Origin of the sequence: uncultured Arcticibacterium sp., from assembly GCF_964021845.1 — a bacterium.
Taxonomy (GTDB): Bacteria; Bacteroidota; Bacteroidia; order Cytophagales; family Spirosomataceae; genus Arcticibacterium.
On sequence record NZ_CAXHZC010000004.1, the window covers coordinates 420,432 to 444,976 of the forward strand.

General features: G+C 37.2%; 28 protein-coding genes. 15 read left to right on the plus strand and 13 right to left on the minus strand.

What is annotated here, in order from left to right; translation table 11 throughout:
- The first annotated feature begins 125 nt into the window (after nt 1–125).
- The 5 genes from AADJ06_RS14115 to AADJ06_RS14135 all read left to right on the plus strand — a co-directional run bounded on the left by AADJ06_RS14115 (nt 126) and on the right by AADJ06_RS14135 (nt 3,293).
- Complete coding sequence (locus AADJ06_RS14115; protein WP_341227118.1) at nt 126–866, plus strand: DUF2625 domain-containing protein; 741 nt, start codon at nt 126–128, stop codon at nt 864–866.
- A 22-nt stretch (nt 867–888) separates the two neighbouring features.
- Complete coding sequence (locus AADJ06_RS14120; protein WP_341227119.1) at nt 889–1,815, plus strand: class I SAM-dependent methyltransferase; 927 nt, start codon at nt 889–891, stop codon at nt 1,813–1,815.
- A gap of 14 nt (nt 1,816–1,829) precedes the next feature.
- A complete protein-coding gene (locus tag AADJ06_RS14125) occupies nt 1,830–2,327 on the plus strand; it encodes a GNAT family N-acetyltransferase (protein WP_341227120.1) in 498 nt (165 codons plus the stop codon).
- Nucleotides 2,328–2,482: 155 nt separating this feature from the next.
- Nucleotides 2,483–2,803 carry a c-type cytochrome gene (locus AADJ06_RS14130; protein ID WP_341227121.1) on the plus strand — a complete coding sequence of 107 codons (321 nt, stop codon included), beginning with the start codon at nt 2,483–2,485 and terminating at the stop codon, nt 2,801–2,803.
- A 115-nt stretch (nt 2,804–2,918) separates the two neighbouring features.
- Nucleotides 2,919–3,293, plus strand: coding sequence for a hypothetical protein (locus AADJ06_RS14135; RefSeq protein ID WP_341227122.1), 375 nt, complete (start codon nt 2,919–2,921; stop codon nt 3,291–3,293).
- Nucleotides 3,294–3,346: 53 nt separating this feature from the next.
- Here AADJ06_RS14135 and rplI read toward each other — a convergent pair whose 3' ends face one another.
- The 3 genes from rplI to rpsF all read right to left on the minus strand — a co-directional run bounded on the left by rplI (nt 3,347) and on the right by rpsF (nt 4,503).
- Entirely contained in the window at nt 3,347–3,802 is a 456-nt protein-coding gene (gene rplI, locus AADJ06_RS14140; protein WP_341227123.1) for a 50S ribosomal protein L9, read from the minus strand.
- A gap of 63 nt (nt 3,803–3,865) precedes the next feature.
- A complete protein-coding gene (gene rpsR, locus AADJ06_RS14145) occupies nt 3,866–4,120 on the minus strand; it encodes a 30S ribosomal protein S18 (protein ID WP_341227124.1) in 255 nt (84 codons plus the stop codon).
- A gap of 5 nt (nt 4,121–4,125) precedes the next feature.
- The gene (gene rpsF, locus AADJ06_RS14150) at nt 4,126–4,503 is read right to left on the minus strand and encodes a 30S ribosomal protein S6 (RefSeq protein WP_341227125.1); all 378 of its coding nucleotides are present in this window, start codon (nt 4,501–4,503) and stop codon (nt 4,126–4,128) included.
- Between the two features lie 282 nt (nt 4,504–4,785).
- Here rpsF and AADJ06_RS14155 point away from each other — a divergent pair, with 282 nt between their 5' ends.
- Together AADJ06_RS14155 and AADJ06_RS14160 are read left to right on the plus strand one after the other, a co-directional pair.
- A complete protein-coding gene (locus AADJ06_RS14155) occupies nt 4,786–5,973 on the plus strand; it encodes a phosphoglycerate kinase (RefSeq protein WP_341227126.1) in 1,188 nt (395 codons plus the stop codon).
- Between the two features lie 141 nt (nt 5,974–6,114).
- Nucleotides 6,115–6,822: a DUF4386 domain-containing protein gene (locus tag AADJ06_RS14160; RefSeq protein WP_341227127.1), complete on the plus strand. Its 708-nt coding sequence runs from the start codon at nt 6,115–6,117 to the stop codon at nt 6,820–6,822.
- Nucleotides 6,823–7,142: 320 nt separating this feature from the next.
- Here AADJ06_RS14160 and AADJ06_RS14165 read toward each other — a convergent pair whose 3' ends face one another.
- From AADJ06_RS14165 to AADJ06_RS14175, 3 genes are read right to left on the minus strand one after another with little or no spacing between them, the layout of a single operon-like run.
- Complete coding sequence (locus AADJ06_RS14165; RefSeq protein WP_341227128.1) at nt 7,143–7,442, minus strand: EF-hand domain-containing protein; 300 nt, start codon at nt 7,440–7,442, stop codon at nt 7,143–7,145.
- A 17-nt stretch (nt 7,443–7,459) separates the two neighbouring features.
- Complete coding sequence (locus AADJ06_RS14170; protein ID WP_341227129.1) at nt 7,460–8,125, minus strand: DUF6702 family protein; 666 nt, start codon at nt 8,123–8,125, stop codon at nt 7,460–7,462.
- A 1-nt stretch (nt 8,126) separates the two neighbouring features.
- Nucleotides 8,127–9,140, minus strand: coding sequence for a YHYH protein (locus AADJ06_RS14175; protein ID WP_341227130.1), 1,014 nt, complete (start codon nt 9,138–9,140; stop codon nt 8,127–8,129).
- A 170-nt stretch (nt 9,141–9,310) separates the two neighbouring features.
- Here AADJ06_RS14175 and AADJ06_RS14180 point away from each other — a divergent pair, with 170 nt between their 5' ends.
- Nucleotides 9,311–10,198, plus strand: a complete 888-nt coding sequence (locus AADJ06_RS14180) for a dienelactone hydrolase family protein (protein ID WP_341227131.1) — start codon at nt 9,311–9,313, stop codon at nt 10,196–10,198.
- A 61-nt stretch (nt 10,199–10,259) separates the two neighbouring features.
- On the opposite strand, the gene AADJ06_RS14185 is transcribed toward AADJ06_RS14180, so the two are convergent.
- Entirely contained in the window at nt 10,260–11,258 is a 999-nt protein-coding gene (locus tag AADJ06_RS14185; protein ID WP_341227132.1) for a YCF48-related protein, read from the minus strand.
- A gap of 102 nt (nt 11,259–11,360) precedes the next feature.
- Between AADJ06_RS14185 and AADJ06_RS14190 the strand changes: the two genes are divergently transcribed.
- Entirely contained in the window at nt 11,361–12,737 is a 1,377-nt protein-coding gene (locus AADJ06_RS14190) for a hypothetical protein (RefSeq protein ID WP_341227133.1), read from the plus strand.
- Nucleotides 12,738–12,750: 13 nt separating this feature from the next.
- Nucleotides 12,751–13,827 (plus strand): chorismate synthase, encoded by a 1,077-nt coding sequence (gene aroC, locus AADJ06_RS14195; RefSeq protein WP_341227134.1) that lies wholly within the window; start codon nt 12,751–12,753, stop codon nt 13,825–13,827.
- A gap of 3 nt (nt 13,828–13,830) precedes the next feature.
- Here the strand turns inward: aroC and AADJ06_RS14200 are convergent, their stop codons facing one another.
- From AADJ06_RS14200 to AADJ06_RS14210, 3 genes are read right to left on the minus strand one after another with little or no spacing between them, the layout of a single operon-like run.
- Nucleotides 13,831–14,862 (minus strand): hypothetical protein, encoded by a 1,032-nt coding sequence (locus tag AADJ06_RS14200; protein ID WP_341227135.1) that lies wholly within the window; start codon nt 14,860–14,862, stop codon nt 13,831–13,833.
- A gap of 19 nt (nt 14,863–14,881) precedes the next feature.
- On the minus strand, nt 14,882–15,406 hold the full coding sequence (locus AADJ06_RS14205) for a hypothetical protein (protein ID WP_341227136.1): 525 nt from the start codon (nt 15,404–15,406) through the stop codon (nt 14,882–14,884).
- Between the two features lie 12 nt (nt 15,407–15,418).
- Nucleotides 15,419–15,934 carry a phosphoribosyltransferase family protein gene (locus tag AADJ06_RS14210; RefSeq protein ID WP_341227137.1) on the minus strand — a complete coding sequence of 172 codons (516 nt, stop codon included), beginning with the start codon at nt 15,932–15,934 and terminating at the stop codon, nt 15,419–15,421.
- Between the two features lie 91 nt (nt 15,935–16,025).
- On the opposite strand from AADJ06_RS14210, the gene AADJ06_RS14215 reads away from it, so the two are divergent.
- Nucleotides 16,026–16,454, plus strand: coding sequence for a DUF4783 domain-containing protein (locus AADJ06_RS14215; RefSeq protein WP_341227138.1), 429 nt, complete (start codon nt 16,026–16,028; stop codon nt 16,452–16,454).
- Here the strand turns inward: AADJ06_RS14215 and AADJ06_RS14220 are convergent.
- Both AADJ06_RS14220 and AADJ06_RS14225 read right to left on the minus strand, forming a co-directional pair.
- A complete protein-coding gene (locus AADJ06_RS14220) occupies nt 16,451–17,014 on the minus strand; it encodes a hypothetical protein (RefSeq protein WP_341227139.1) in 564 nt (187 codons plus the stop codon). The two genes, AADJ06_RS14215 and AADJ06_RS14220, sit on opposite strands and share 4 nt — an antisense overlap.
- 2 nt (nt 17,015–17,016) lie before the next feature.
- Entirely contained in the window at nt 17,017–19,422 is a 2,406-nt protein-coding gene (locus AADJ06_RS14225) for a Smr/MutS family protein (protein WP_341227140.1), read from the minus strand.
- 174 nt (nt 19,423–19,596) lie between these two features.
- Between AADJ06_RS14225 and AADJ06_RS14230 the strand changes: the two genes are divergently transcribed.
- Entirely contained in the window at nt 19,597–20,559 is a 963-nt protein-coding gene (locus AADJ06_RS14230; RefSeq protein WP_341227141.1) for an NAD(P)-dependent alcohol dehydrogenase, read from the plus strand.
- Nucleotides 20,560–20,562: 3 nt separating this feature from the next.
- Here AADJ06_RS14230 and AADJ06_RS14235 read toward each other — a convergent pair whose 3' ends face one another.
- Nucleotides 20,563–20,928 (minus strand): CoA-binding protein, encoded by a 366-nt coding sequence (locus AADJ06_RS14235; protein WP_341227142.1) that lies wholly within the window; start codon nt 20,926–20,928, stop codon nt 20,563–20,565.
- 91 nt (nt 20,929–21,019) lie between these two features.
- On the opposite strand from AADJ06_RS14235, the gene AADJ06_RS14240 reads away from it, so the two are divergent.
- From AADJ06_RS14240 to AADJ06_RS14250, 3 genes are all read left to right on the plus strand, one after another.
- Nucleotides 21,020–21,925: a dihydrodipicolinate synthase family protein gene (locus AADJ06_RS14240; protein ID WP_341227143.1), complete on the plus strand. Its 906-nt coding sequence runs from the start codon at nt 21,020–21,022 to the stop codon at nt 21,923–21,925.
- 2 nt (nt 21,926–21,927) lie between these two features.
- Nucleotides 21,928–22,992: a 4-hydroxyproline epimerase gene (locus AADJ06_RS14245; protein WP_341227144.1), complete on the plus strand. Its 1,065-nt coding sequence runs from the start codon at nt 21,928–21,930 to the stop codon at nt 22,990–22,992.
- A gap of 251 nt (nt 22,993–23,243) precedes the next feature.
- Nucleotides 23,244–24,512 (plus strand): FAD-dependent oxidoreductase, encoded by a 1,269-nt coding sequence (locus AADJ06_RS14250; protein ID WP_341227145.1) that lies wholly within the window; start codon nt 23,244–23,246, stop codon nt 24,510–24,512.
- Nucleotides 24,513–24,545 lie beyond the last annotated feature (33 nt).

The following is a 24,545-nucleotide window of genomic DNA, read 5'->3' on the forward strand; positions in this document are numbered from 1 at the left end:
TAAAACCCCTAACTCTACTCATTCAACTATTTTGTAGAGAAAGAGATAAATGCGAGTGGGTTTCCCGTACAGATTAATACTTGTTTTCATAATTTAGACTAAACATTAAAGCCCAATAATCAAAAATGAAATATATAACGCTTTTAGTTCTTTTCGTAATATGTCAAACGGCCATCGGTCAAATGAAGCCTTTGGAAGAATTGATTGATACTGAAGACCCAGGATGGGCTTTGGTGGTGCCTTGGTTGTCAGATGCAAAAAACGAAATAGAAGTTTTAGAAAGAGACTCTAGCCAAGCCAGTTTAGCTTTATATAGAACTCAAGTAAGCACACACTCATTAATGGGTGGCGTGATTTACGAAACCGGCGGAATATTGGTGGATAAAGGCTGGCTAAGAATCTTGGGCTCGGGTTCAGAAAAGCTACAACGCAACTTACCAGAATGGAACAAAGGCAAATCATTTCAGGAGTATGGAGAAGGAATGACCTATGTTTTGATAGCAGATGATGCGGCAGGAGGCTTTTATGCTATGAATGGTGGAGAGTTTGGTCAGGAAGATTTAGGGAAAATATTCTATTTTGCCCCGGACCATTTAAAGTGGGAGTCCTTAGGAATAGGTTACTCAGAGTTTATCTTTTGGGCCTTTACAGGTGATGTTACCGACTTTTATAAAGGATTAAAATGGAATGATTGGGAAGAGGAAATAAAAAGTATGGGAGCAGATAAATCTATGAGTTTTACGCCGTTTCTTTGGTCTGAATTCACTGACTTAGAAAAACTTGAGAGAAAACCTGTTTCCGTAGAAGAGATATGGGGAATTCAGATGAAAGTAAAAAAGGCTTTACTTAGTACGGAGAAGGAGTAATTACTATTTAAAACACAACTTCATGAAAATCCCAAAGTTTGGGTTGATACTTTTTGTATTTATTTTCTCGGCTTTTTCATTAAAAGCTCAGAAAAGGGTCTTTGATGAATTAGAATACACCAAAAACCTATCAGAATACAGAGCGAACCTTTTGCTTGATAATGCTGAAAGAGTAGATGAATTATTTGCCATTTGGCGTAAGTGGGAATTGATAGAGCCTAATTCAGATTCACTCAGGTCGCAGTTTGATGACCTTCTGTTTAGGAGAACTTATCGGTCAAGAAAGGTTGAAAAAGTAGCTGAAAAATGGGCTAAAAATGGATATACTTCCCCTTGGCTATCTGCCGTCACAGATGAAGAATTTACTAAGTTTATTTGGTTCCGTGAAATAAGAGAGCTTTTGCTAGAAGAGGTGATAGACCCAAGACCTCCGTTTCGATTAAAATATATCAAGAAGCTCATGGAAGAGCTTAAGTTTTACGATTTACATGAAAGAGAGGAAATCGCAGAATTAGGAGCAGGAGATGGTATGTTTAGTTTGTTTCTAGGGCTTACGGGTTTGGACTTGAAAATAACAGTTAACGAGATTAGATCTTACTATGTAACCAGTATTAATAGAACTCTTTCTGATAATCAGAAGTACATAAGCTACGAGAATTATAGGGTGGTTTTGGGTGAAAAAGACGATGCTAATTTGCCAGTTAAGCTTGATAAGGTAATTATAAGAAACGCATTCCATCATTTTAAAAAAAGAGAGGAAATGTTGGAAAGTATAAAGGCTTCTTTAAAGCTAGACGGTAGTCTTTTTATTATGGAATATATAGACGCCAATTGCTCTAAAAGCATCCCTATTGGTCATTTGGAAGATATTATTTCTCACTATGGTTTAACTTTGGTGAAAGAGCAGGTTACCGAAAAATCAATTTTGCAGGAATACAAGTTTAACTAGAAGCCTCTAAGAATATGCATGTAGATATAAGACCACTAAAGCAAACCGACCTTTCCGATTTAGCTAGCTTAGCCAATAACCAGAAAATATGGGAAGATGTACGAGATTATTTTCCATTTCCTTACACAGAGAAAGATGCGGCGTGGTTTATTAATCATAGTTTAGAAATGGCGGTCAATGAAAATTTCGCGATTACTTATAATGGCGATTTTTGTGGAGTGATTTCTGCCAATGTGCAAACCGATGTTTACCGAAAGTCGGCCGAAATGGGGTATTGGATAGGGGAGCCATTTTGGGGGAAGGGTATTGCTACCAAAGCGGTTAAATTAATTACTGAGTATGCCTTTGAGAGTTTAGATGTGAATAGACTATTTTCCAGTGTTTTTGAATATAATCTGGCTTCTATGAAAGTTTTAGAGAAAAATGGTTTTGTTAAGGAAGGAATCTTTAGAAAAGCCATTTTTAAAAAAGAGCAGATGTGGGATGAGCACAAGTACGCCAAACTAGTGTAATGCTTAAAATTCCTTATTCCTTAACACCCTCTTAACAACCCTAGGCCTACTTTAAGCGTCTAATATTTGAAAAGCGTTGGTATCTTTGAAACAAGTTTTTGGATTAAGGAATTATCAACCATATTTGCATCTCAAAATTTTAAAAGTCTCTCAGAATGAAAAAAATATTAGTAACCTTATTGTTAATCGGAAGTATCGCGACATTATCTCACGGTCAAACTCGTATTCCACCAAATGTTCAGAAATTGCTTCAAAAAAATACTTGTTTAGCATGTCATAACGCTGATAAGAGATTAGTAGGGCCTGCGTATAAAGAGGTGATGAAGAAAAAGAAATATAAGGCAGACGAAATTGTAGCTTTAATCTACAAGCCAAATCCTAAGAACTGGCCTGGTTACCCACCAATGGCACCAATGGCTCAGGTGCCTAAAAACGAAGCAGCTATCATTGCAAAATGGATTGCTAGCTTGAAGTAAGCGAAAGCTTTTTAGAAATATTTGTCGGTTATCTGTTAAAGGATGATTGATATTGGAAGTCGGATGCTTTTGTGTCCGACTTTTTTTGTTTGATTTATTAAACTAATTTCATTTAATGAGGCATTTGTATATCCTATTTGTTGGGCTTATTTGCTTTGGTTGTTGGGGAACAGGAGACAAAATCTATAAATTTCATGGATCGGAGAAAATTAGCCATACTATCAGTAAGGGTATTTTAGGCGGCCCTCCTGTCGCGGCACTTAGAATTATTGGATTCACAACTGACAGTACTACAATAAAACTGAGCAGTGTTCCACAAAATCAATATCATAATAAATCAATAGGGATAGTGGGTCGTATTGATACCACAATATTTATGAGCAACTTTTATGCTAACAAATTAAAGATTGAATACATACCTACTGCAACTGAAACTGGTAAATCGTATTTATATGTTGATGTGGCATTTAGGTACAACTACTTTAAATAAAAAAAAAGACGAACCTTTCGATTCGTCTTTCCTTATAAGAAGATAAATAAAACTTAAGCTTCTGCTTTCGCTTCAGCTACTACAGCTACTTTTACTTCGTGTTTCACTTCTTTGTGAAGGTCTAAAACCGCTTTGTATTCACCAACGCTTTTTACGTCGTCCATAGTGATTTTCTTACGGTCTACATCAAAACCTTTTTCTGCTAAGAAGTCAGAAACCTGCGTATTGGTAACTCTACCAAAGATTTTACCAGACTCACCAGCTTTCATAGTAATAGTAATTACCATTTCGCCAATTCCAGCAGCTATTTCTTCAGCAGCAGTTTGTATTTTTTCTGCTTTGTGAGCAGCTTGTTTTAAGTTCTCTGCAAGGATTTTTTTGTTTGACGAAGTTGCCAAAACACCAAAACCTTGAGGAATAAGATAGTTGCGACCGTAACCCGGCTTAACGTCAAGAACATCATTCTTGTAGCCAAGACCCGCAATATCCGTTTTTAATATAATTTCCATTGTAATACTTGATTAAAAATTTTTAAAAGCGAAAAGTCTAATCAGACTTTCTCTTGACTAATCTTATTTTAAGCCATCAGCTACATAAGGCATCAAAGCCAAATGTCTTGCTCTTTTGATAGCTACAGATACTTTTCTCTGGAATTTTAAACTGTTACCAGTTAATCTTCTAGGAAGTATTTTACCTTGCTCATTCACAAATTTCAAAAGGAAATTTGGGTCTTTATAGTCTACATATTTAATACCTGCTTTTTTGAAGCGACAGTATTTTTTTTGTACTCTATCTTTACGTTCTACTCTTTCGTTTACTAATGACATAATGCTTAAGCGTTTTGAGTTTCTTTAGGTGCGTCCTGATTTTTCTTTCCTATTTTACCATTCTTACGTCTGTCGGCGTAGTCAATGGCATGTTTGTCTAACTTAGTAGTTAGGAAACGCAAGATGCGTTCGTCACGCTTATACGCTAATTCTAAAATAGCCACTAAGTCTGTGTTTGATTTGAATTCAAACAACTGGTAGTAACCCGTTGATTTATGCTGAATGGGATATGCTAGTTTTCGAAGACCCCAATGTTCCTCGTTTACTAACTCAGCTCCATTATCAGTCAGCACTTTCTTAAATTTATCCACAGCGTCCTTCATCTGAATTTCAGATAAAACGGGAGTTAAAATGAACACTGTTTCGTACTGGTTTTGAAACATGATAATTTTGTTTGTTATTAATTATTTTCAAAAATGAGGTGCAAAAGTACGACTTTTTGCGGTGAATACAATCATTTAGTTATTTATTACTAAGCTTTTATAGTAATGTCGTTTATGTATATGGGTGAGAAGTAGAAATTTCTATACAATTTATTGCACAATATAAATAGAATTAGTGAGGTAAGCTTAATTAGCTAGAGCAATCTTCTTCAAGATTAAAGCTTAGAATTATATTTGTTTCCTCGAAAAAAGAGTATAACAAAACAAGATTTCTAATCCAATATGATAACACTTGACTCGTATAATTTTAAAGACAAGAAAGCTTTAGTTCGTGTTGATTTCAATGTTCCTTTAAATGACCAATTTGAAATAACGGATAACACCAGGATTAAAGCTACTGTACCAACTATCAAAAAGATTCTGGAAGATGGTGGTTCTTGTATTTTGATGTCACACTTAGGTAGGCCAAAAGACGGACCTATTGAAAAGTATTCTTTAAAGCATATCGTTCAAGCTTTATCTTTGATTTTAGGCGTCTCTGTAAAGTTTGCAGATGATTGTATCGGAGAGCAAGCTTCAGAATTAGCAGGAGCTTTAAAACCTGGCGAAGTTCTATTGTTAGAAAACCTTCGCTTTTATAAAGAAGAAACTAAGGGTGATGTTGATTTTGCTGAAAAGCTTTCAAAACTAGGTGACGTTTGGGTTAATGACGCATTCGGAACGGCTCACAGAGCTCATGCTTCTACGGCAGTAATAGGTCAGTTCTTTACTGACAAAGTTTGTGGTTATGTAATGCAGGCTGAAATTGACAATGCTCAGCATATTCTTGAAAACGCTGAAAGGCCTTTCACCGCTATAATGGGTGGTGCCAAAATTTCTGATAAGATTTTAATTATTGAGAAACTACTTGATAAGGTAGATAACCTTATAATAGGTGGAGGTATGACATATACTTTTACTAAAGCTTCAGGTGGTCAAATAGGAAATTCTCTTTTAGAAGAAGACAAACAAGAGTTGGCTCTTTCTATATTAGAGAAGGCAAAAGAGAAAGGTGTTAAAATAATAATGCCTTTAGATAACCTTATTGCTGATGACTTTAGTAATGATGCCAATACGCAAGTGGTTAAAAGAGGGGAAATACCTGCAGGCTGGGAAGGTTTAGATATCGGGCCTGAGTCGGCTGTGCTATTTGCAGAAACTATCAAAACATCAAAAACTGTTCTTTGGAACGGCCCAATGGGAGTTTTTGAGTTCCCAACTTTTGCTAAAGGAACTAATGCTATTGCTGATGCGGTAGTTCAAGCTACCGAAGAAAATAATGCATTCTCTTTAATAGGTGGAGGTGATTCTGCAGCTGCTATTAATAATGCAGGTATGGGTGAGCGTGTATCTTATGTGTCTACCGGTGGTGGAGCATTATTAGAATACATGGAAGGTAAAGTATTACCAGGTGTAGCTGCCCTTAGCTAAAATTTTAGCTTTTTTTATATTGAATTAAAATCGACTCAGTTCCGATAATTATCGGAGGAGTCGATTTTTTTTGTGAATTTTCCCATGCAACCTCGCTAGTATTATGCACATCTTGGACTAAAACAAAAGTTTCAAGAATTAATGAGCATTACCCAAAATCAGACCGCTAGGCTCGCGGGCATTGTTTACCTCTGCCTTATTATAACAGGGATTTTCAGTTTAATGTATGTTCCTAATCAATTAATAGATTGGGAAAATGCCGCAAAAACTGTCGAAAACATCAAAGGAAATTTAGTGCTGTTTAAACTCAGTATAGTTTCAGGTCTGTTGATGGCTTTATTCTTTCTAACATTGTCACTTGTTCTATATAAGTTGTTTCACGAAGTAAACAGAAGTCAAGCCGCAGTTTTAGTGCTTTTAGTAGCCATAAGTGTAACACTTTCTTTTTCGTATACACTTCATAGGTTTGAGATTTTAGCACTCTTGGAGAAACCTGAACAAATCAGCAGTGATATTCTTAAATCGCAACTAATGTCACATTTAACCTCATTTAATAAAGGAGTACAGGTTAATTCCATCTTCTGGGGTTTATGGCTTTTTCCGTTTGGTTATTTGGTTTTTAAATCGGGATTCCTGCCAAAGTTTCTGGGTGTGTTTCTGATGCTAGGTTGTGCGGGTTATCTGGTGGAGTTTGCCGGAAGATTATTTATAGAGAATTATTACGATACTATTCTTTCTGATATGGCGGGTTTGCCTTCGCAAATAGGGGAGTTTGGAATATGCCTTTGGCTAATAATATTTGGAGCTAGAACCTTTAGCTTTTCAAAGTATTTAAAACGAGTTTCTTAGCATATAGATAGAGCATTTATGAGTCTTCTATATTGTCTTTTGCTTTTAGAATTATTTTGAAAAATAAAGCTGAAATGATTTTAGTTTTAATTCGAGAATAATTACCACCTTTGAACCAATTTTAAATTGAAAAATTATGGCAAAAAGCAAAGACGCCAAAAAGAGCGTAAAAAAAGTAGCAGTTAAAACTCCAAAGGAGAAAAAAGAGGAGAAGCGTTTAAAGAAGAGTAAATCTTAACAAGCCTCTTATCATAAATTTAGCCCAAGACGCCACTACGACGCCTTGGGCTTTTCTTTTTTAGGTAGGCTTTAGCTATGTATTAATTTCTTGGAGGGCCTTGAGGTCTACCACCTCCTTGCTGTGCTCCATTCGGCTTTGGAGCTTTGTTAAATTCTTCTTTTGAAATAAAGCCATCATTATTAAGATCAATTTTAGAGAAGTCATTGGCTAAAGGACCTTTTACTTCCGACTTTGAAAGTTTACCGTCTTTGTTTGCATCCATTTGTAAAAACATTTTCTCAGCTTGATTGTTTCCTCCTGAGCTTTTTTGCTTCTTTTCTGTGCTTTTACAAGCTCCTAAAGCTAGAAGTGCTAAGAATGCTATTTTCGATTTTGTCATTTTCATAATAAGTGTAATTAAATTGTTTTGTTTGTTGATAGAGTGTAATCGCGACTTTTATAAAACTTATAGCCACTAAGTATTATGATGCATAAAATAATAGCTACGCCAATTAATTTCAGTGGGCCTGCTATCTGAAAGTCATTGTTTGATGCCATTACCCATTTATTAGATTCGGCTGTTAATTTTAGGGTATTGTCGTTTTCATTGTTTAATAAAAACTGCTTTTTCTCAAAACCTTTTCTTAAAACCATCAAAGCACTTTGGTGATGATGGATGTCTTTAAAAGAGCTGTTTTTAACAGTAATAGAGTTGAACTCCTGAGGCATTTCTGATACTTTGAAAAGAATTTGAGTCTCATGACCTAATTTTACCATGTCGGCACTTAGGTTTAATTTCTCATTATCATTTGCAGTTAGTGCTAAATTCTCTCTAACAAGCTTAAGAGCTAAGCTTTCAAATTCCTCCTTTGATTTATAAGAATCAGCACCAAATGTTTTCTTTACTTCATATTCTAAAGCCGAGGCAGAGCATGTAATTCTTAAAATCCATTCGCTGTTTTCGTTTTCAACCAACATTGTGGAAGAAACGTCAGGCTGGTGTGCCCAGGTAACCATTGATATTGACAATAAAATCAAGATGAGGGCTCTTTTAAAGGCGTATTTTAATTTTGGTAACTCCATATCAATTAACGTAAGCACCTTTTAGGCAGTTGAAGAAATTATTTGTTCCAGGAGACGAAACATGATAATGGTACCCTCTAGTGGTATCGGTATGTCCACGGCATTCATCTAAGTCTGTTGGTTCGGTGCCATCTTCGTTTAATTGCTCATAAATACCATGGCCATCCATAGCGTAACCAATCATGGCTGCATGCCCATCAGGTTGATTAAACTTGGTAGTCTTGCCCATGGCAGCATGATAATGATAGCCCGCATTTAGGTTAATATGACCGCCGGCGTCATCAAAAGGAGCAAGTGTATAAGCACCAAGAATAGCATCAGTAGGAGCAGGTGCGTCAAAAGGAATTCCGTTAAAGGCTATACCACGAGCAGAAAGGCCGCCTATAGCATCTGGAGGTGGTCCGCCGCCCATATCTCCGCCTGGAGGAGGGCCTCCTGCACCTCCGTCGGGTGGTCCGCCAGCTGCTCCAAATAGTGTAGTTTCGGATGTCAATTTCGGAGTTTTGGGTATAAGGTAAGTTTGGTTAATGTTTGAGATGTACGAAGGCAAACATTCTACACAGAAGTTGGCATATTCTGCACCCACATTTGGGTTAGCGGCATTATTACAGTCTTCTAAAGTTTCTGTTTTGTAAATCTTACCATCGGCATCATACATTTTCCATGTATTGTCATTGTAAAATGTGGCCATATTTTTCACAAACTCGCCATCTACATCGTATACGTTACCGTTTTCTAACCAGATGCCACCGGCAGTAGCATCATCTGTTATAGTAGTAGGGCACCATGGTCCCATTTCGTGGTCAGAGGCTAAGCCGTTTGAAACTATTTGGTAGCATTCTGCACTAGAACCATCTGATAATATGCAGTCTACTAGTGTTACCGAAATAGCATCACTTAAAAATAAAGAGGCATCTACTCCTAGTACAGTTTCACCAGGCTCTGCGGAGGAGTCTGATTTGCAAGACTTCGCCATTAAGACTAAGGAGAAGATGGCACTTATGAATATTTTCATAGATTTTGTTTTTTTTGTTGTTCTAATTCTTTGATGAAAAAGGAAAAGAAAACTTGCTCTCTAGAGGGGAAATGTTTTTTCGAGCCTTAGATTTACCTATTATTTTAGGTGCTTTTTTTTGCCTTATAGCTGGAAAATCATTATATTACCTATATAAAACATACAGCCTTATGAAAAAGATAAAAAAAGAAGATATCAAGCAGGAAGTATTTGACCTATATGACGATTATGCTCATAACCGAATAGACAGAACTGGTTTTATGAAGCAGCTGGGGGTATATGCTGTAGGCTCAGTTACGGTAGCGTCTTTAATGAGTTTTTTGATGCCTGATTACATAGGGCAGATACAAATAAAACAAAACGACCCCCGAATAAAATCAAGTTTTATAACCTATAATTCGCCAAAAGGAGGAGGAGAAATTAAGGCTTTGCTCTCTATGCCAGCCGAAGCCAAAGATGTGCTAGGAGGTGTAGTAGTGGTGCATGAAAACAGAGGGCTAAACCCATATATAGAAGATGTTGGAAGAAGAGCGGCATTGGCCGGTTTCATTTCTATAGCACCCGATGCTTTGACGCCATTAGGCGGATACCCTGGAACGGACGACGAAGGACGAACATTGCAAAGGCAAAGAGACCGAGACGAAATGTTAGAAGACTTTATTGCTGCCGCAGATTACCTAAAAGGTCATAAAGACTGTAATGGAAAAGTAGGTGTAGTTGGTTTTTGTTTTGGAGGTTGGGTGGCTAATATGATGGCGGTTAAAGTGCCCTATTTAGCTGCAAGTGTACCTTTTTACGGCGGACAACCAGATAAAGAGGATGTGGCCGAAATAAACGCTCCTTTACTATTACATTATGGTGGCTTGGATACCAGATTAAATGCTGGCTGGCCAGATTATGAGGTGGCTTTAAAGAAACATGGCAAAGGTTATAGTGCTTTTGTTTATCAAGGTGCTAATCATGGTTTCCATAATGATACCACCCCTAGGTTTGATAAACCGGCTGCGGATTTAGCTTGGAAAAGGACTGTAAACTTTTTTAGGGAGAAGTTGGCGTAGGACAAAGTTACGTGACTTTTCTTAACTGAGATAGAGGCTATTATGGTCTTTGTCTCGGTTTTTATTTTAAGGCCATTTTGGCAAATTCACCTTTGGCACCAACAGCGTAGCAATGCTTCCCCACACAGCGAACCACATGGTATGGAGTTTTGTCAATAACATTCCAAGAAATTCCAAAATCTGAAGAAACGGAAGTTCCAGAAGTACCAGTTACTATCAATTTCTCACCACTTAAAGCCGCCGACTCTTTTAAACCTTGTGGATTGATTTCTTGCGTTTTCCAAGTTCTTCCACCATCTACGGTTCTAGCAAAATTGACTTGTTCCGTTTTGTCGTCTTTATAGTCGCCACCCAAGAGTACACCATTATTTTTTGACCAAAAATGTAAACCAAATATGCCGCTGGTAGCTCCGGAAGGGAACTTACTTTCTAAAACCTCCCAAGATTTACCTTGGTCAGGCGTGTGAAGTATCCTACTCTGAAAGGCATACCAAGCTTCGTCTTGATAAGTTACCAAGCAGCTATTACTAGCTGCAAAAGATGCTTCACCCTTCTTTGGCTTTGGAAACAAATCGGTTGACATTCGTTCCCAGGTGTTACCACCATCTTTGGTTTCTAAAATATAAACTTCATTGTCAATAGGGTCGCCTATTATTAAGCTATGTAATTTGTTAAAGAAGGCTATGCCGTCTAAGAAAACACCTTTTTCTTTAGTTTCAAAAACGAGTTGCCATGATAGTCCACCATCTACAGTTTTAAATATTTTGGCTTGGTCTTCTTCGGCTAAACCCGCACTTACTATAATAGCAGTTTTCTTGTCAATGGCTTTAATGCCTCTAAAATCTAAAGCTACTTCTGGTTTGACAGCATACTGTTGCCAGGTTTTTCCTCCATCAAGCGTTTTTATTACTGTATTGTTTGAGCCGCCGGCCCAAACTACTTTTTTACTAAACACATCCATGGAGCGGAATGACGCGGAGGTGCCAATATCAAGCTTTTCCCATTGAGAAAAAGTAACATGACTAGTTATAAGACAGAGAAGTAGAAACTTGAATCTCATTTTTTGTAAAGAATTGACATGCTTTTAGAGCAGTATCGTTATTAATGCACAATTAAAACTTTTAAAGTAATAGATTTTTAAGGCTTTCACTAATTTTGCGTGATGCGTTGGATACATACGTGCTTATTACTTCTAATTAGTCTTTCTGGTATTTGCCAAGAGAAAGCCGATATAAGCATATCTACGTCTTCAAAGGTCATGGAGGTTGGTGATGTTTTTAGTATAAAAATCAACATCAGAGGTTCTCAAAACTCAAACGTAAAAGCCTTTCCTCAAATAGAAGGTTTTCAAAAAGAGGGAAGGTCTGTTTCTCATGCAAATGTCAAAATAGATGACAAAACTATTTTGCAGCATATAGTTACGCAAAACTATAGAGCTGTAAAGTGGGGCACTTTTGACCTACCGGAATATGAATTTTTGGTCAATGGAAAAGTACTCATGTTAGATGCCGAAGAGCTTACCGTGAGTAATTCTGAAAACCCTTTAGATACCGAGCTGGTAGATACTTTGATAACAAATGAAGACGCTCTGTTGTTTTTGTTTGTAGATAAATCAAACATTGTAGTGGGAGAGGGCTTTAGAGTAAATTTGGCTTTTTATGTTTCTGATGACAATACAGCCTCTTGGGAGTTTCCAAAGAATTTGACACAGCAAATTAATCAAATTAGTAATCAACTCAAGCCAGATAATTGTTTGGAGAGTAGAAGAGAGATAATTGATATTAAACCTGAACCAGCGGTGGTAAAGGGAAAAAACTATATCAAGTATAAGTTTTTTGAAAGCGTCTATTATCCATTATCGCAAAAAAGCATTGAATTATCTTCTGCAAGATTAAATATGGACAAGGTTTCTATTGGGGCAGATAGCAGCAGGGTAGTGGAGGTTCGTTCGTTTTTTAGCAGAGGTTATACGGTGAATGTATCTGCATTACCTGAGCACCCTCTAAAGGACAGGGTAGCGGTAGGAAAGTTTAAGCTGAAAGAGTTAAGTAAAGTAGGTGCAGTTAAAACAGGGAAAATATTAAGCTACAGTATCAATATCAAAGGAGAAGGAAATGTCAAAACCATGCTTTTTGATAAACCTGAAAACGATAAGAATTTTGATTTCTACCCACCACAAACAGAGTATTCTCAAACAGAAGGCTATATTTCAGGTGAAAAAACATTCACCTTTAAAGTTTTTCCTAAAGACTCGGGCTATTTTGACATGGGTAACTATTTCTATTGGGTTTATTACAATACTCAAAAACAAGAATACGACACTTTAAAGGCTAAACAGAGTCTAATAGTTACTGGAGAGCGGATAGAAACATCGGCAGTAAACTCAAAAGGGGTGTACGATAATTTAGAGCAAAGAAGCATTTCTGAGCGTAGTATTAATTATAGAAGCATAGTAAAAGTTTCTATCAATGTGCTACTTTTTTTGATGTTGGTAGGAATGCTCTTTATTTTTGATTTTAGAAGACAGCGACGCGAATAACAAACCACAAAAAATGGGAAGCACTTACGGTAAAATTTTCAATATTTCTACATTCGGAGAGTCACATGGTAAGGCCATAGGCGTGGTGATAGATGGCTGCCCAGCAGGTGTGGAGTTTAATGAGGAATTTATACAAGCCGAATTAGACAAAAGAAAACCAGGTCAGTCTAGGATAACTACACAAAGAAAAGAAGCGGACAGTGTAGATGTGCTATCAGGAGTTTTTGAGGGTAAAACCACAGGAACACCAATAGCTTTGGTGATAAACAACCAAGACCAACGAAGTAAAGACTACGGCCACATAGCCGATAAATTCAGGCCTTCTCACGCAGATTATACCTATTCAGCTAAATATGGAAATAGAGACTACAGAGGCGGGGGAAGAAGTTCGGCCCGTGAAACAGCTGCTAGAGTAGCTGCAGGAGCTATTGCCAAAACTATTTTGAGTGACATGGGCATAGAAATAGCGGCATACGTGAAGCAGGTAGGAAGGTTAAAGCTTGACAAGTCTTACGAAGATTTAGACCTATCAAAAAGGTATGATAACGCAGTAAGATGCCCTGATGCCGCTATGGCTCAAGAAATGTTTGACTACATAGATGAGACCCGAAAAAAAGGGGACTCAATTGGTGGCGTGATAACTTGTGTAGCTTCAGGAGTGCCTGTAGGCTGGGGTGAGCCAGTTTTTGATAAACTTCATGCAGAACTTGGTAAAGCTATGTTAAGTATCAATGCCGTTAAAGGTTTTGAATACGGAAGTGGTTTTGACGGTGTTGAGCTGTACGGTTCAGAGCATAATGATGAGTTTTTTACCAACGAAGCTGGTGAGGTAAAGACTAAAACCAACCATGCCGGAGGTATTTTAGGAGGAATTAGCAGCGGAGAAGATATTTATTTCAACGTTGCATTTAAGCCTACTGCCACTATCATGAAAGACCAAGATAGTGTAAATGCCGATGGTGAGTCTGTAACAGTATCTGGCAAGGGAAGACATGACCCCTGTGTGCTGCCAAGAGCTGTACCTATAGTAGAAGCCATGGCAGCTTTAGTGCTTGTTGACTTTTATTTGAGAGCCAAGGCAGATAAATAAAAACTATAAACCATCTAAAAAATCGAGTAAGGCTTCGGGGGTAGTTTCCACCAAGTTTAACTCGATTTTTTGGTTTTTTGCCACGGTTAAACCTTCTTTCCATTCAGCATACACGAGGTCATTACTTGATACAGCATAAGCTACATAGGTGTAGTTTTGGCCTATAGGTACTTCTAAAGAGACTCCATTTTTTACTGCTATAATTGAATTTATATCAGGAAAATACAAGTATAAAAGGATAGCATTCAATGGTGCATTTTTAGCCTCAAAACTAATGGTAGTTAGAGGGCTTTCATCGTTAAGAAAACGGTCGCAGTTAATCCATCCTAAATCACCAGTAAAGAATTCATAGTTATTGTCATTTACGGTTAGTGACACTCTCTCTGTATTAAAGCAATTACTATCAATACCTGGTTGCCTTTTGTCAGAATTACATTCATAGGTTATCCATTGAGGTTCTTCTTCCCAGTTTAAGTTTCCCTCCACATCTTCTTCGCCAGTAAATAGCCTCATCTGATTGTCAGGTTTTTTTGTGGGAATTTTTATTCTTAGGTAATGGTCATCCTTAAGAATTACTTCATCACCATCTTTTGTGATTCTTATAAAAATTTCACCACCAGTTTTCAGAAGCTTTCCATTAGAAACGGTGGGCTTCCCATTCAAAATAATATCGCCAGGGCTAAAAAGTTCAATGAGTTCTATATTCACAGGAAAACTAACAGGAGAATTATCTTTCTTTTTGACAAACTTTTCTACCTCTACATAAACCTGAGTGCCATTTACACTGACAAATGGCATGCTGTTATCTATATTGACAGGGATTTTTGCAGGTTGAGCTAAAAAGAGATTAGATGCCTCCGTATTATTTTTAAAATCAATTTCTTCTGGCTCTGGTTCAGGCTCACCTTCAGTTTCTGAGCCTGTTTCGGGAATTTCCACTTCTACAGCGGTTTCTTTCTCCAAAGGTTTTAGTCGGTCATCCGAGCAGCCCCAAATAAATATGAAAAAAAGGAAGAACGTGATTTTGTTTTTCATCGGATTGATAATGAGTATTTTAAATGAATTTAGGGCATTTTAGTTGTTTGTTTTTACGTCTTTTATTAGGTGTAAGCCTAATGCCTAATTCGGAGAAGGCTTCATTCCAAATAGGGTTATATTTCAATTCAGTAAAAATAATAAACTTGTTTAATGGGATTTGGATTCCGGCACCTAGCTCGGGTAAGGCATTGACCTCCTTTGCTTTAGGGTTTACAGTAGGGGCGTAATTTAGCCAATAGTTCACCTCACCACCTGCCAAAGCATAAATGCCGAGGGAGTTGTTTTCATAAATGGAGTAATGCAACATTAGCCCAGCATACGCCTCATGAATGGTGTTAAAGGCAGGCTGATATCTTACCTGTGGAACAATGGAAAGCTTTTCAGTTAGTGCTACGTAATAGCGTAAACCCACACCAGCATTCTTAACACCGTAATTATAATTGACCGTGAGTCCAAGGTTTTTTATTACCTGAGAGTGTGCTGTGCCATGCCAGCAAAGTAGCATTAAAAGTAGTGTCAATACTTTTAGTAGTTTTTTCATGGATACTTTTTATCAATACAGATAAACCCCGTACTCTTTCTTGTTATCTAAAATAACCTTTACGTGGTCATTTAGTGTGGTAGCCAAATTATAACCGACATAGTCAGCTCTAACAGGAAAGTTTAAATAGTCTCGATCCACCAGTACTGCTACCTGAAGTCTTTTTAGAGGGATAGACATAAAAGGCCTAAAAGTGTAAGCTAAAGTCCTTCCAGTGTTTAAGACATCATCTACTAATATCACGGTTTTCTTTTTGAACGTATCTATTTCACATTCAATTTGAATATCTGGTTGGCTCTCAGCCTGCTTGTCTAATATGATTTTTGCAAGAAATATCTCTTTATCTGATATCTCTTTTAAGTTATTAACAATAGCCTCGGCTAAATGGTAACCTTGGCCATTAACCCCTGCTATAACCAGTTTTTTTTCTTTAAAATTGTCTTCAAATATTTGAAAGGCCATCCTCCTGATCTTCTGCTTAGTCTGTTCAGTGTTTAGTAGTAATTGTACTTCTTTTATATCTAACATATTCTTTACGTATATCGGTGTTTCTGGCACAGTTTATGCAAATTTAATCAATATATAAATTGTCAGGAGTATCAATCTTCACATAAAAAACATGAAATACATTTACGGTCTACTGCTTTGTCTGTTTTTGACGAATTCAGTTGCGTTTATCAATCACAACGATAAAGAGCAAGCCTCTTTAAATGAAATTGCGGGTTTAATAGAAAGCTCCTTTAGCCGTGGAAATGCAGATTTACTTGGAGACCTATTGGCCGATGAGTTAGAGTTAGTTATAGACTCTGAAAAAATTGAGTTTGCTAAAATCTCAAAAGAGCGAGCTAGTTATATTTTGTCATCTTTCTTTAAAACTAATCCTCCTGTTGAGTTTAGCTACGTTTACCAAGGAACTACCTCTAAAACTTTACGTTATTCGGTGGCAAACTATAAGAGTAAAAATAAGGAGTTTAAAATCTATATGCTTATTAAGGAAGATGCAGGGCATCATTATGGTATAAAAACCTTACAAATGAGAGAAGATTAAAGGCTGGTAAAATCACCACCTTCTGTATTTTCAACTCTGACTAAATTCTTAATATTTAATATTCTGTATTCTTCACCCAGTACCGCTGTGCCCACTAAGTCCAGTATGTGCTGTTCTGTTTCTTTGTCTAGTTCTACCAAATTAGGAGCGTATGCATAGAAAGTGTCGCCCTCTGTTTTAAATTCCCATGTGTTGGTGCTTATCAAATGTGCATCTAAGTTCTCGTCGTATATCTTAAAGGGTTCAATATACTTTACCTTGGCTTTGGCATAAGCAAACTCCCAAAACTCCATTTTAGGAGCATTTGCAATTATCTTTTTAGAAAGCTGAAGCAGTTCAAATTCTCTATTTGGTGAAATGACCAATTGGTAACTTTTTGAAAAACCATCATTAATCTCCCAAGTAAAATGCCCAAAGGATAAGATTTTTTCGTCAAAGTAATTACTTAGCTCTTTCTTTTTAGCATCACTACCTTCTTCTAATACTCTTCTTATCAGCTGGTCGTTTTTAACTAACCAAGCCCAGAATTTCTTTATTTCTTGCCTATTGTCTGATTTCATAATTAAACTAAACTCACTAATGAAACCCCGTGTCCACCTCTATCAGCATGTTCGTCTTTAAAGCCCTTTACCTGCTTATATTCTTTTAGGTGATTTCTGACTAGGTTTCTCAAAACTCCATCTCCTTTGCCATGAACTATTCGGAGTTCATTATAACCTAACATAATGGCGTCGTCCATGAGGTTATCTAACTCTAGCATGGCTTCTTCCATTCTTTTTCCTCTAATATCGAGGTTGAAGCTAAAGTTGGCCATTTTCTCAGTCATGTCTACTCCGGTGACTTTGGCTCTAGGCTTTTCTTTAGTAGCAGTTTTGAATGTTTTCTTACTAACTTTTTCAAGTCTATTGCCTTTAATATTAGTTTTCAGTTGGCCTATAGCCACTTCGAAATCTTTACCTCTAATGGCTATAACCTCCCCTATAGTTTCTTGGCCTTTTACTTTTACAAAAGAGCCTATCTCTATTTTTCCTTGCTCAGTGTGCCAAACGTCTTTAGGCTCTTCGGCCACTTCTTCTTCTAGTACTTCTTCCTTTAATACCTCAAGCTTTTTACGAATAACCTTTGTTTTTTCTTTGTCCGCTTTGTTTTCCTTTATATCTCTAATAGCCGTTTCTATGGCTTTATTGCTGTCTTTTAAAAGCTTTTTGGCTTCGGTTTTAGCATCGTTTATTATTCTTTTTTGCTCGCCATCTAAGAAGTCTTTAAGGCCAGTGTACTGCTCCATTTTTTGCTTTAGCAGAGCGTTTTGTTCTATGAACTCTTGATTTTTTTCAGCAAATACCTTCTTTTCTATTTCTAGTTCTTTCAGCATTTTCTCAAAATCAACCTGCTGCGTTCCTAGTTTCTTTTTTGCTCTTTTGGTGATGTACGGCGGTAGGCCAATTTTACTTGCCACCTCCAGTGCAAATGAACTCCCTGGCTTACCCATCTCTAAAATATACATGGGTTCCAGCTGTTCGCCATCAAACTTCATAGCTCCGTTTTGTAATCCACGGTTTTTATCAGCAAAGATTTTAAGGTTGGTATAATGTGTATTGATTACCCCTTTGGCTTTAGATTTGACAAAATCCTCTAAAAGAGATTCAGCTATGGCACCACCTAAATTTGGCTCTGTTCCAGTTCCAAATTCATCAATTAGAAAGAGCGTGTTTTTATTTGCATGGCTCAAAAAGAAATTCATGTTAGTCAAATGAGAACTATACGTACTCAAATCGTTTTCTATGCTTTGTTCATCACCAATGTCAATAAACAAGTTTCTGAAAATTCCTATTTTTGAATCAGGGGAAACTGGTACCAAAAAACCGCACTGAGCCATGTACTGAATAAGGCCAATAGTCTTCAGCATCACAGACTTACCTCCGGCATTTGGTCCAGAAACTATCAATATTCTATTATCATCGTTAAGTTCTACGGTTAATGGAATAGTAGCCTTGCCTAATTTTTCATGAGCAAGGTACAGAATAGGATGCTTCGCAAAAGTCCACTCCATGAGCCTTTCATTGACCAGTAATGGGGCTGTGGCATCTAAGTCAACCGCAAGCTTTGCTTTAGCTCTAATAAAATCTGTTAAACCTAATAAGAAGTAGGCTCGCTTCAACTCTAAAATATGTGGACGAATATCTGCTGTTAAATCTCTAAGGATTTTAATGATTTCTCTTCGCTCTTTAATCTCTAAATCACGAATTTCATTATTGGCTTCTAAGACTTCAGAAGGCTCTACAAAAGCCATTTTCCCTGTAGCAGACTCGTCATGAACAAAGCCCTTCATCTTTCTTTTATGCTCCGCTAGTAATGGAATCACCAAACGGCCATTTCGCACGGTTAATGACATGTCCTCTCCAATCCAGCCAGAGTTTTTGGCCATTTTGTAGATGCGTTCTAACGTTCTTCTAACTGAACTTTGCTCTGAAAGTATTCTTTTTCTTATTTGAAATAGCTCTTTTGATGCGTTATCACGCACTATCCCACGTTCGTCAATAATCCCATCAATATTAGAAACGATTTCTTCTAAGTCTAAATCTTCTGCAATGGCCTGTTTCACCATGTCAACCAAAAGAGGAAATTGAAGCTCTTTTCCTTCAAAAAACTGCTGAATCTGAAGAATGGTGGTCAAAGATAGTTTTAGGTCAAAGAATAATTCTTCAGAGAGATAAGCACCGGGCGTTTGTGCATTTTGGAGGGAATCTGTAACATCAATATAGTTTTGTTCAGGAAACGCAGAATGCAGCTGCATGATAAGTTTGAACTCGGCAGTTTGCCCTACCAATTTTTTGACGAGCGTATAGTTATCTGAAAATCTAATTTTGTCTATAAAAGACCTGCCTAAGTCACTCACGCATCTCTCTGAGGTAAGTTCTTTGATGGTGTCAAAACCGAGTTTTTGTTCTAAATTTTTCGGGTAAAGCATGCACTAATATTGGTTCTGCTGCAAAATTAGCTAAAAGGACTGGGAAAGCTTAGTCTAAGGCTATTTGACTGGTACTTAATAATGGTTCTTTTATGAACAAACCATTTAAAACTATTTTGAACCATTGATAAATTATTGGATTAAGCTTCCCGTTTGGAGATGTAATTTTAAAATATGAAAGCAATAAAATGGTTAAAATACGGTGAACCTGAACATCTTAAGTTAGAAGAAATTACTAAGCCGATTCCAAAAGAAAATGAGGTTTTAATTAAAGTGAAAGCGGCATCTGTTAATAGAACCGACTGTGCTATTTTCTATGGAAAGCCCTTCTTTATGCGTTTTATGACAGGGCTTTTTAAACCAAAAAATATGATTCTAGGAACAGAGTTTTCTGGAATTATAGAGGGGGTAGGGAATGGTATCAATGATTTTAAAGTAGGAGATGCGGTTTTTGGACTAAACTCTAATGGTTTAAAGTCCCATGCGGAATATCTAGTACTTTCAGAAAAGGAAGCTTTTACTAAAAAACCAAGTCAGCTAACTTTTGAAGAAGCTGCAGCATGCACAGAAGGAGCTCATTATGGACTCAATTTTCTTAATAAAATAGAATTAAAGCCCGGAGATAAAGTACTCGTAAACGGAGCTACTGGCGGGATAGGTTCTGCCACTTTACAATTAGCTAAATATTTTGGTGCGGAGGTAACCGCTGTAGGGAATACAAAGAATTTGGAATTGCTTAAATCTTTGGGAGCCGATAATGTAATAAACTACGAAACAGAAGACTTTACGAAACTAGATACAGCATTTGATTTTATTTTTGATGCCGTAGGCAAAAGCACATTTTTTAAATGTAAGCCACTTTTAAAACCAAAGGGTGTCTACATCTCATCCGAATTAGGACCTTGGTCGCAGAATATTTTCTTACCAATAATTGGCAAATTTAGCTCCGGGAAAAAAGTGAAGTTTCCTTTACCATTAAATATAAAGGAAAGTGTGATGTTGGTGAAAAAACTAATGGAGTCAGGCCAAATGAAACCAGTAATTGATAGGGTATATCCTATAGAGAAAGTCGGCGAAGCTTTTACTTACGTTTTCGCGGGACAAAAGACAGGGAATGTGGCTATTAAGATAGGTTAAGTTTTAAAACTGCCCGGTACCCAACATCACAAGGGTACATGCCTCCAAGGTTTCCACACCTTGCTCTTGTAAACGTTTCATTAAAGAAGGATTCTCTGCTCCAGGGTTAAAGATTACACGTTTAGGCTTTAAATTCAAAAGGAAGTCTTCGTATTGAAGCTGATTCCGCTCCCCTAAATACATGGTGACAGTATGAATGTGTTCTATTCCATTTGTACTGTTTTGTATAGTTGCACCAGCTACTTCACCCTTTTTTATGCCTAATAAAGTTATAGGGTGTTTATGTTTGGCTAATCTGTTGGCAGCCAAATAAGAATACCGTGTTGGATTGGTGCTAGCACCTAAAATAAGTGTTTTCTTTTTAGTCATGGTCTAAATTATCAGTATTGAAAGGACAATTAATTCTAATAAATAGTTCTAATTTGAAGCCTCAAACATTCATTTAGAAAACCCAAATATTATGAAGCCAGATTGGAACGGTGTATACCCAGCAGTAACTACTAATTTTAATAAAGACCAAAGTTTGGATTTAGGTCTTTTCAAAACCAATATTGAAAAACAAATAGAAGCGGGTGTTCATGGCATTATTATTTGCGGTTCGCTCGGTGAGAATGGTACACTGACCACCGCAGAAAAAATGACCTTGGTTGAGGCTTCTAAGGAGGCAATTGATGGCAAAATGCCATTGATAATGTGTGTTGCAGAATGCATCACATCGGAGTCGGTAGCTTTTGCACAAGATTGTGAAAAGTCTGGTGTAGAGGGTTTTATGCTCTTACCTTCTATGCGTTACAAAGCAGACGATAGAGAAACGCTTCATTATCTTCATACAGTAGCAGATGCCACAGATTTGCCAGTAATGGCTTATAATAACCCTATAGCCTACGGGAATTTCATAAGCATTGATATGTTTAAAGATTTGGCTCAAAACGCACATTTTGAAGCCATGAAAGAGAGTACGGGAGATATTCGTTATTTGACAGAAATTATCAATGAATTAGGCGACAGGTATAAAATACTTTCTGGGGTTGATAATTTAGCCATGGAAAGCTTAATTATGGGAGCAGATGGTTGGGTAGCTGGTCTGGTAGATGCTTTCCCAAGAGAGACGGTAGTAATTTATGAATTAGTAAAACAAGGAAGAATAGAGGAAGCAAGAGAAATTTATAGATGGTTTTTCCCTCTGTTGGCCTTAGATATTGGAAACAAGTTTGTACAGAAAATTAAACTTGCTGAAGCTGCTGTAAACATGGGTACGGAATGGGTGAGAGAGCCTAGACTTCCATTGGTAGGAGAGGAAAGAGCAGAAGTAATGGCGATTATTGAAAAATCATTGGCAACAAGACCTGTTTTACCTGAACTTTAAGAATGGCAACACACCCATTAGAATTAGAGGTTTCTGAAAGTTTCTTTGTCAAAAGGAGATTGAAAGGAAACCTCTTTTACTGTATTGATGCCCACACCTGTGGTAATCCAGTTCGTTTGGTTGCACATGGTGGTCCTGCATTAGAAGGGAATAACATGTCTGAAAAAAGACAAGATTTCCTTAAAAAATATGATTGGATAAGAAAAGGGCTGATGTTTGAGCCACGTGGTCATGATATGATGTCGGGAAGTATTCTTTATCCGCCTCATAAGCCTGAAAATGATGTAGCTGTACTTTTTATAGAAACTTCGGGTTGTTTGCCAATGTGCGGTCATGGTACCATAGGTACTATTACCATGGGTTTGGAATACGGGCTTATCAAACCTAAAATTAATGGTAAGGTAAGAATGGAAGCTCCTGCTGGTTTGGTGGAGATTGCTTATACAGAAGATGCGGATGGGAAAGTGGAAAGTGTGCGATTGACAAACGTTTCTTCCTATTTGGCAAAGGAAAACATAGAAGTAGATTTTCCGCCTTTAGGAAAACTAAAACTAGATGTAGCCTATGGCGGCAACTATTATGGAATAGTAGACCGTCAAGAAAACTTTAAAGGATTAGAACATTATAAAGCAGAGCAATTAATTTCTTGGGCAAGGGAACTTAGAGCATTGCTTAGGCTTTCTCATGATTTCACGCACCCAGAAGATTCCAGTATTAATGGACTAAGCCATATCATGTGGACGGGAGAGACTATTGACCCAAAATCTACGGCAAGAAACGCGGTCTTTTATGGCGACAAAGCTATTGATAGGTCGCCGTGTGGCACAGGGACTTCAGCAAGAATGGCTCAATGGGCCGCAAAAGGAAAACTGAAAGCAGGTGATGTGTTTGTGCATGAAAGCATAATAGGCAGTAAATTCGAAGGGAGAATAGAAGGTAGAACGAAATTAGGAGATTTCGACGCCATCATACCCTCCATAGAAGGATGGGCAAAAGTGTACGGAGAAAACCTAATCTCAATAAATAAAGAAGATGACCCTTATGCAGAGGGTTTTCAAGTGATTTGAAAAAAGTAATTGACCCTTACATCAGAATTTACTGTTTGAGCGAAGCTAAAATCAAAGAGGGTTTGTGAAAAAAAAAAGATAAAGTCAATTTTAGATTCGTGAGTTTAAATCCTGTCTGCTTTTTTGCCTACTTTTTTCCAGATGAAAAAAGGTAGGTTCCGCCTGAATAAGGCAGCGAAAGAAGAGGTTATCGTCAAAAGGCGGGATTAAGAAAAAGAAATGAATATAAAAACAGCGTAAGAAAACAAAAAATGAAAGTTCACATAATAGGCTCTGGTATTATAGGACTCTTCTCGGCTTACTACCTAGTTAAGGAAGGTCATGAGCTAGAGATTATTGAACAATACGCTGGTGATGATGGCTGCTCATTTCAAAATGCAGGTATGATTACCCCAAGTCACTTTATCCCTTTGGCTACTCCAGGAATGGTACAAAAAGCGTTAAAATGGATGTTAGATGATGCTAGCCCGTTTTATGTTAAACCCCGACTTGATTTGTCTATGCTTAACTGGTCTTGGAAATTTATGCAAGCTGCCAATCAAAGAAAGGTAGATGAAGCTATGCCGATTTTAAGAGACTTTTTGGTAGCAAGTAGAGCCATGTATCTTAATTTGGAAGCCTCCAAAGAACTAGATTTTGACTTTGAAAAGAAAGGGTTGCTTCTTCTCTGTAAAACGGAACATCTTTTAGATGACGAAATTCAGGTAGCATCTAAGGCACATGATTTGGGTATGAAGGCCGAGATTATGGATAGAGCAGGTGTACATAAGTTAGAACCGGAAGCATTGCCAGATGTATTAGGAGGAGTTTTCTACCCAGATGATTCCCATTGTAATCCTCAAAAGTTAGTCAAAAGCCTTAAGAAGTTTTTACTTAGTAAGGGTGTTCGGTTTTCTTATAATACCAAAGTGATTGACGCCAGTTTTAATGGAAACACGGTTGACAAACTTACATTAGAAGACTTTAAAGGGGAGCCATCTAAAATAAAAGTAGAAAAAGTAGTGGTAGCGGCAGGAAGTTGGTCGGAAGGTTTGGTAAAGCTATTTAAACTTAAAATACCAATGCAGGCAGGAAAAGGTTACAGTTTTCTGCAAGAGCAAGAAGTCAATAAAAAAATCCAACACCCTTCTATTCTTTGCGAAGCTAAAGTGGCTGTAACGCCATTTATGGATAATAGAGTACGTTTTGCAGGCACCATGGAGTTGGCAGGAATTAACCCCAATATCAAAAAGAAACGTGTAAAAGCGATAGCTAAAGCAGGTGAAGATTTTTATGGGGAAGTAAAAGTACCTATGCCAAAAGATGATGATATTTGGTACGGATTAAGGCCATGCTCACCAGATGGTTTGCCTTATATAGGGAAGGCAAAGCACCTTGATAATTTAGTGGTAGCCTCTGGCCATGCTATGTTAGGCATTAGTTTAGCCCCTATATCGGGTCAAATGGTGAGTAAACTAATTCTTGAAAAAAACGTATCTCAAAATATAGGATTGTTTGATATTCATAGATTTGATAAATGAATTCCTAAATTAGAAGCTTGATAACAAAGACTT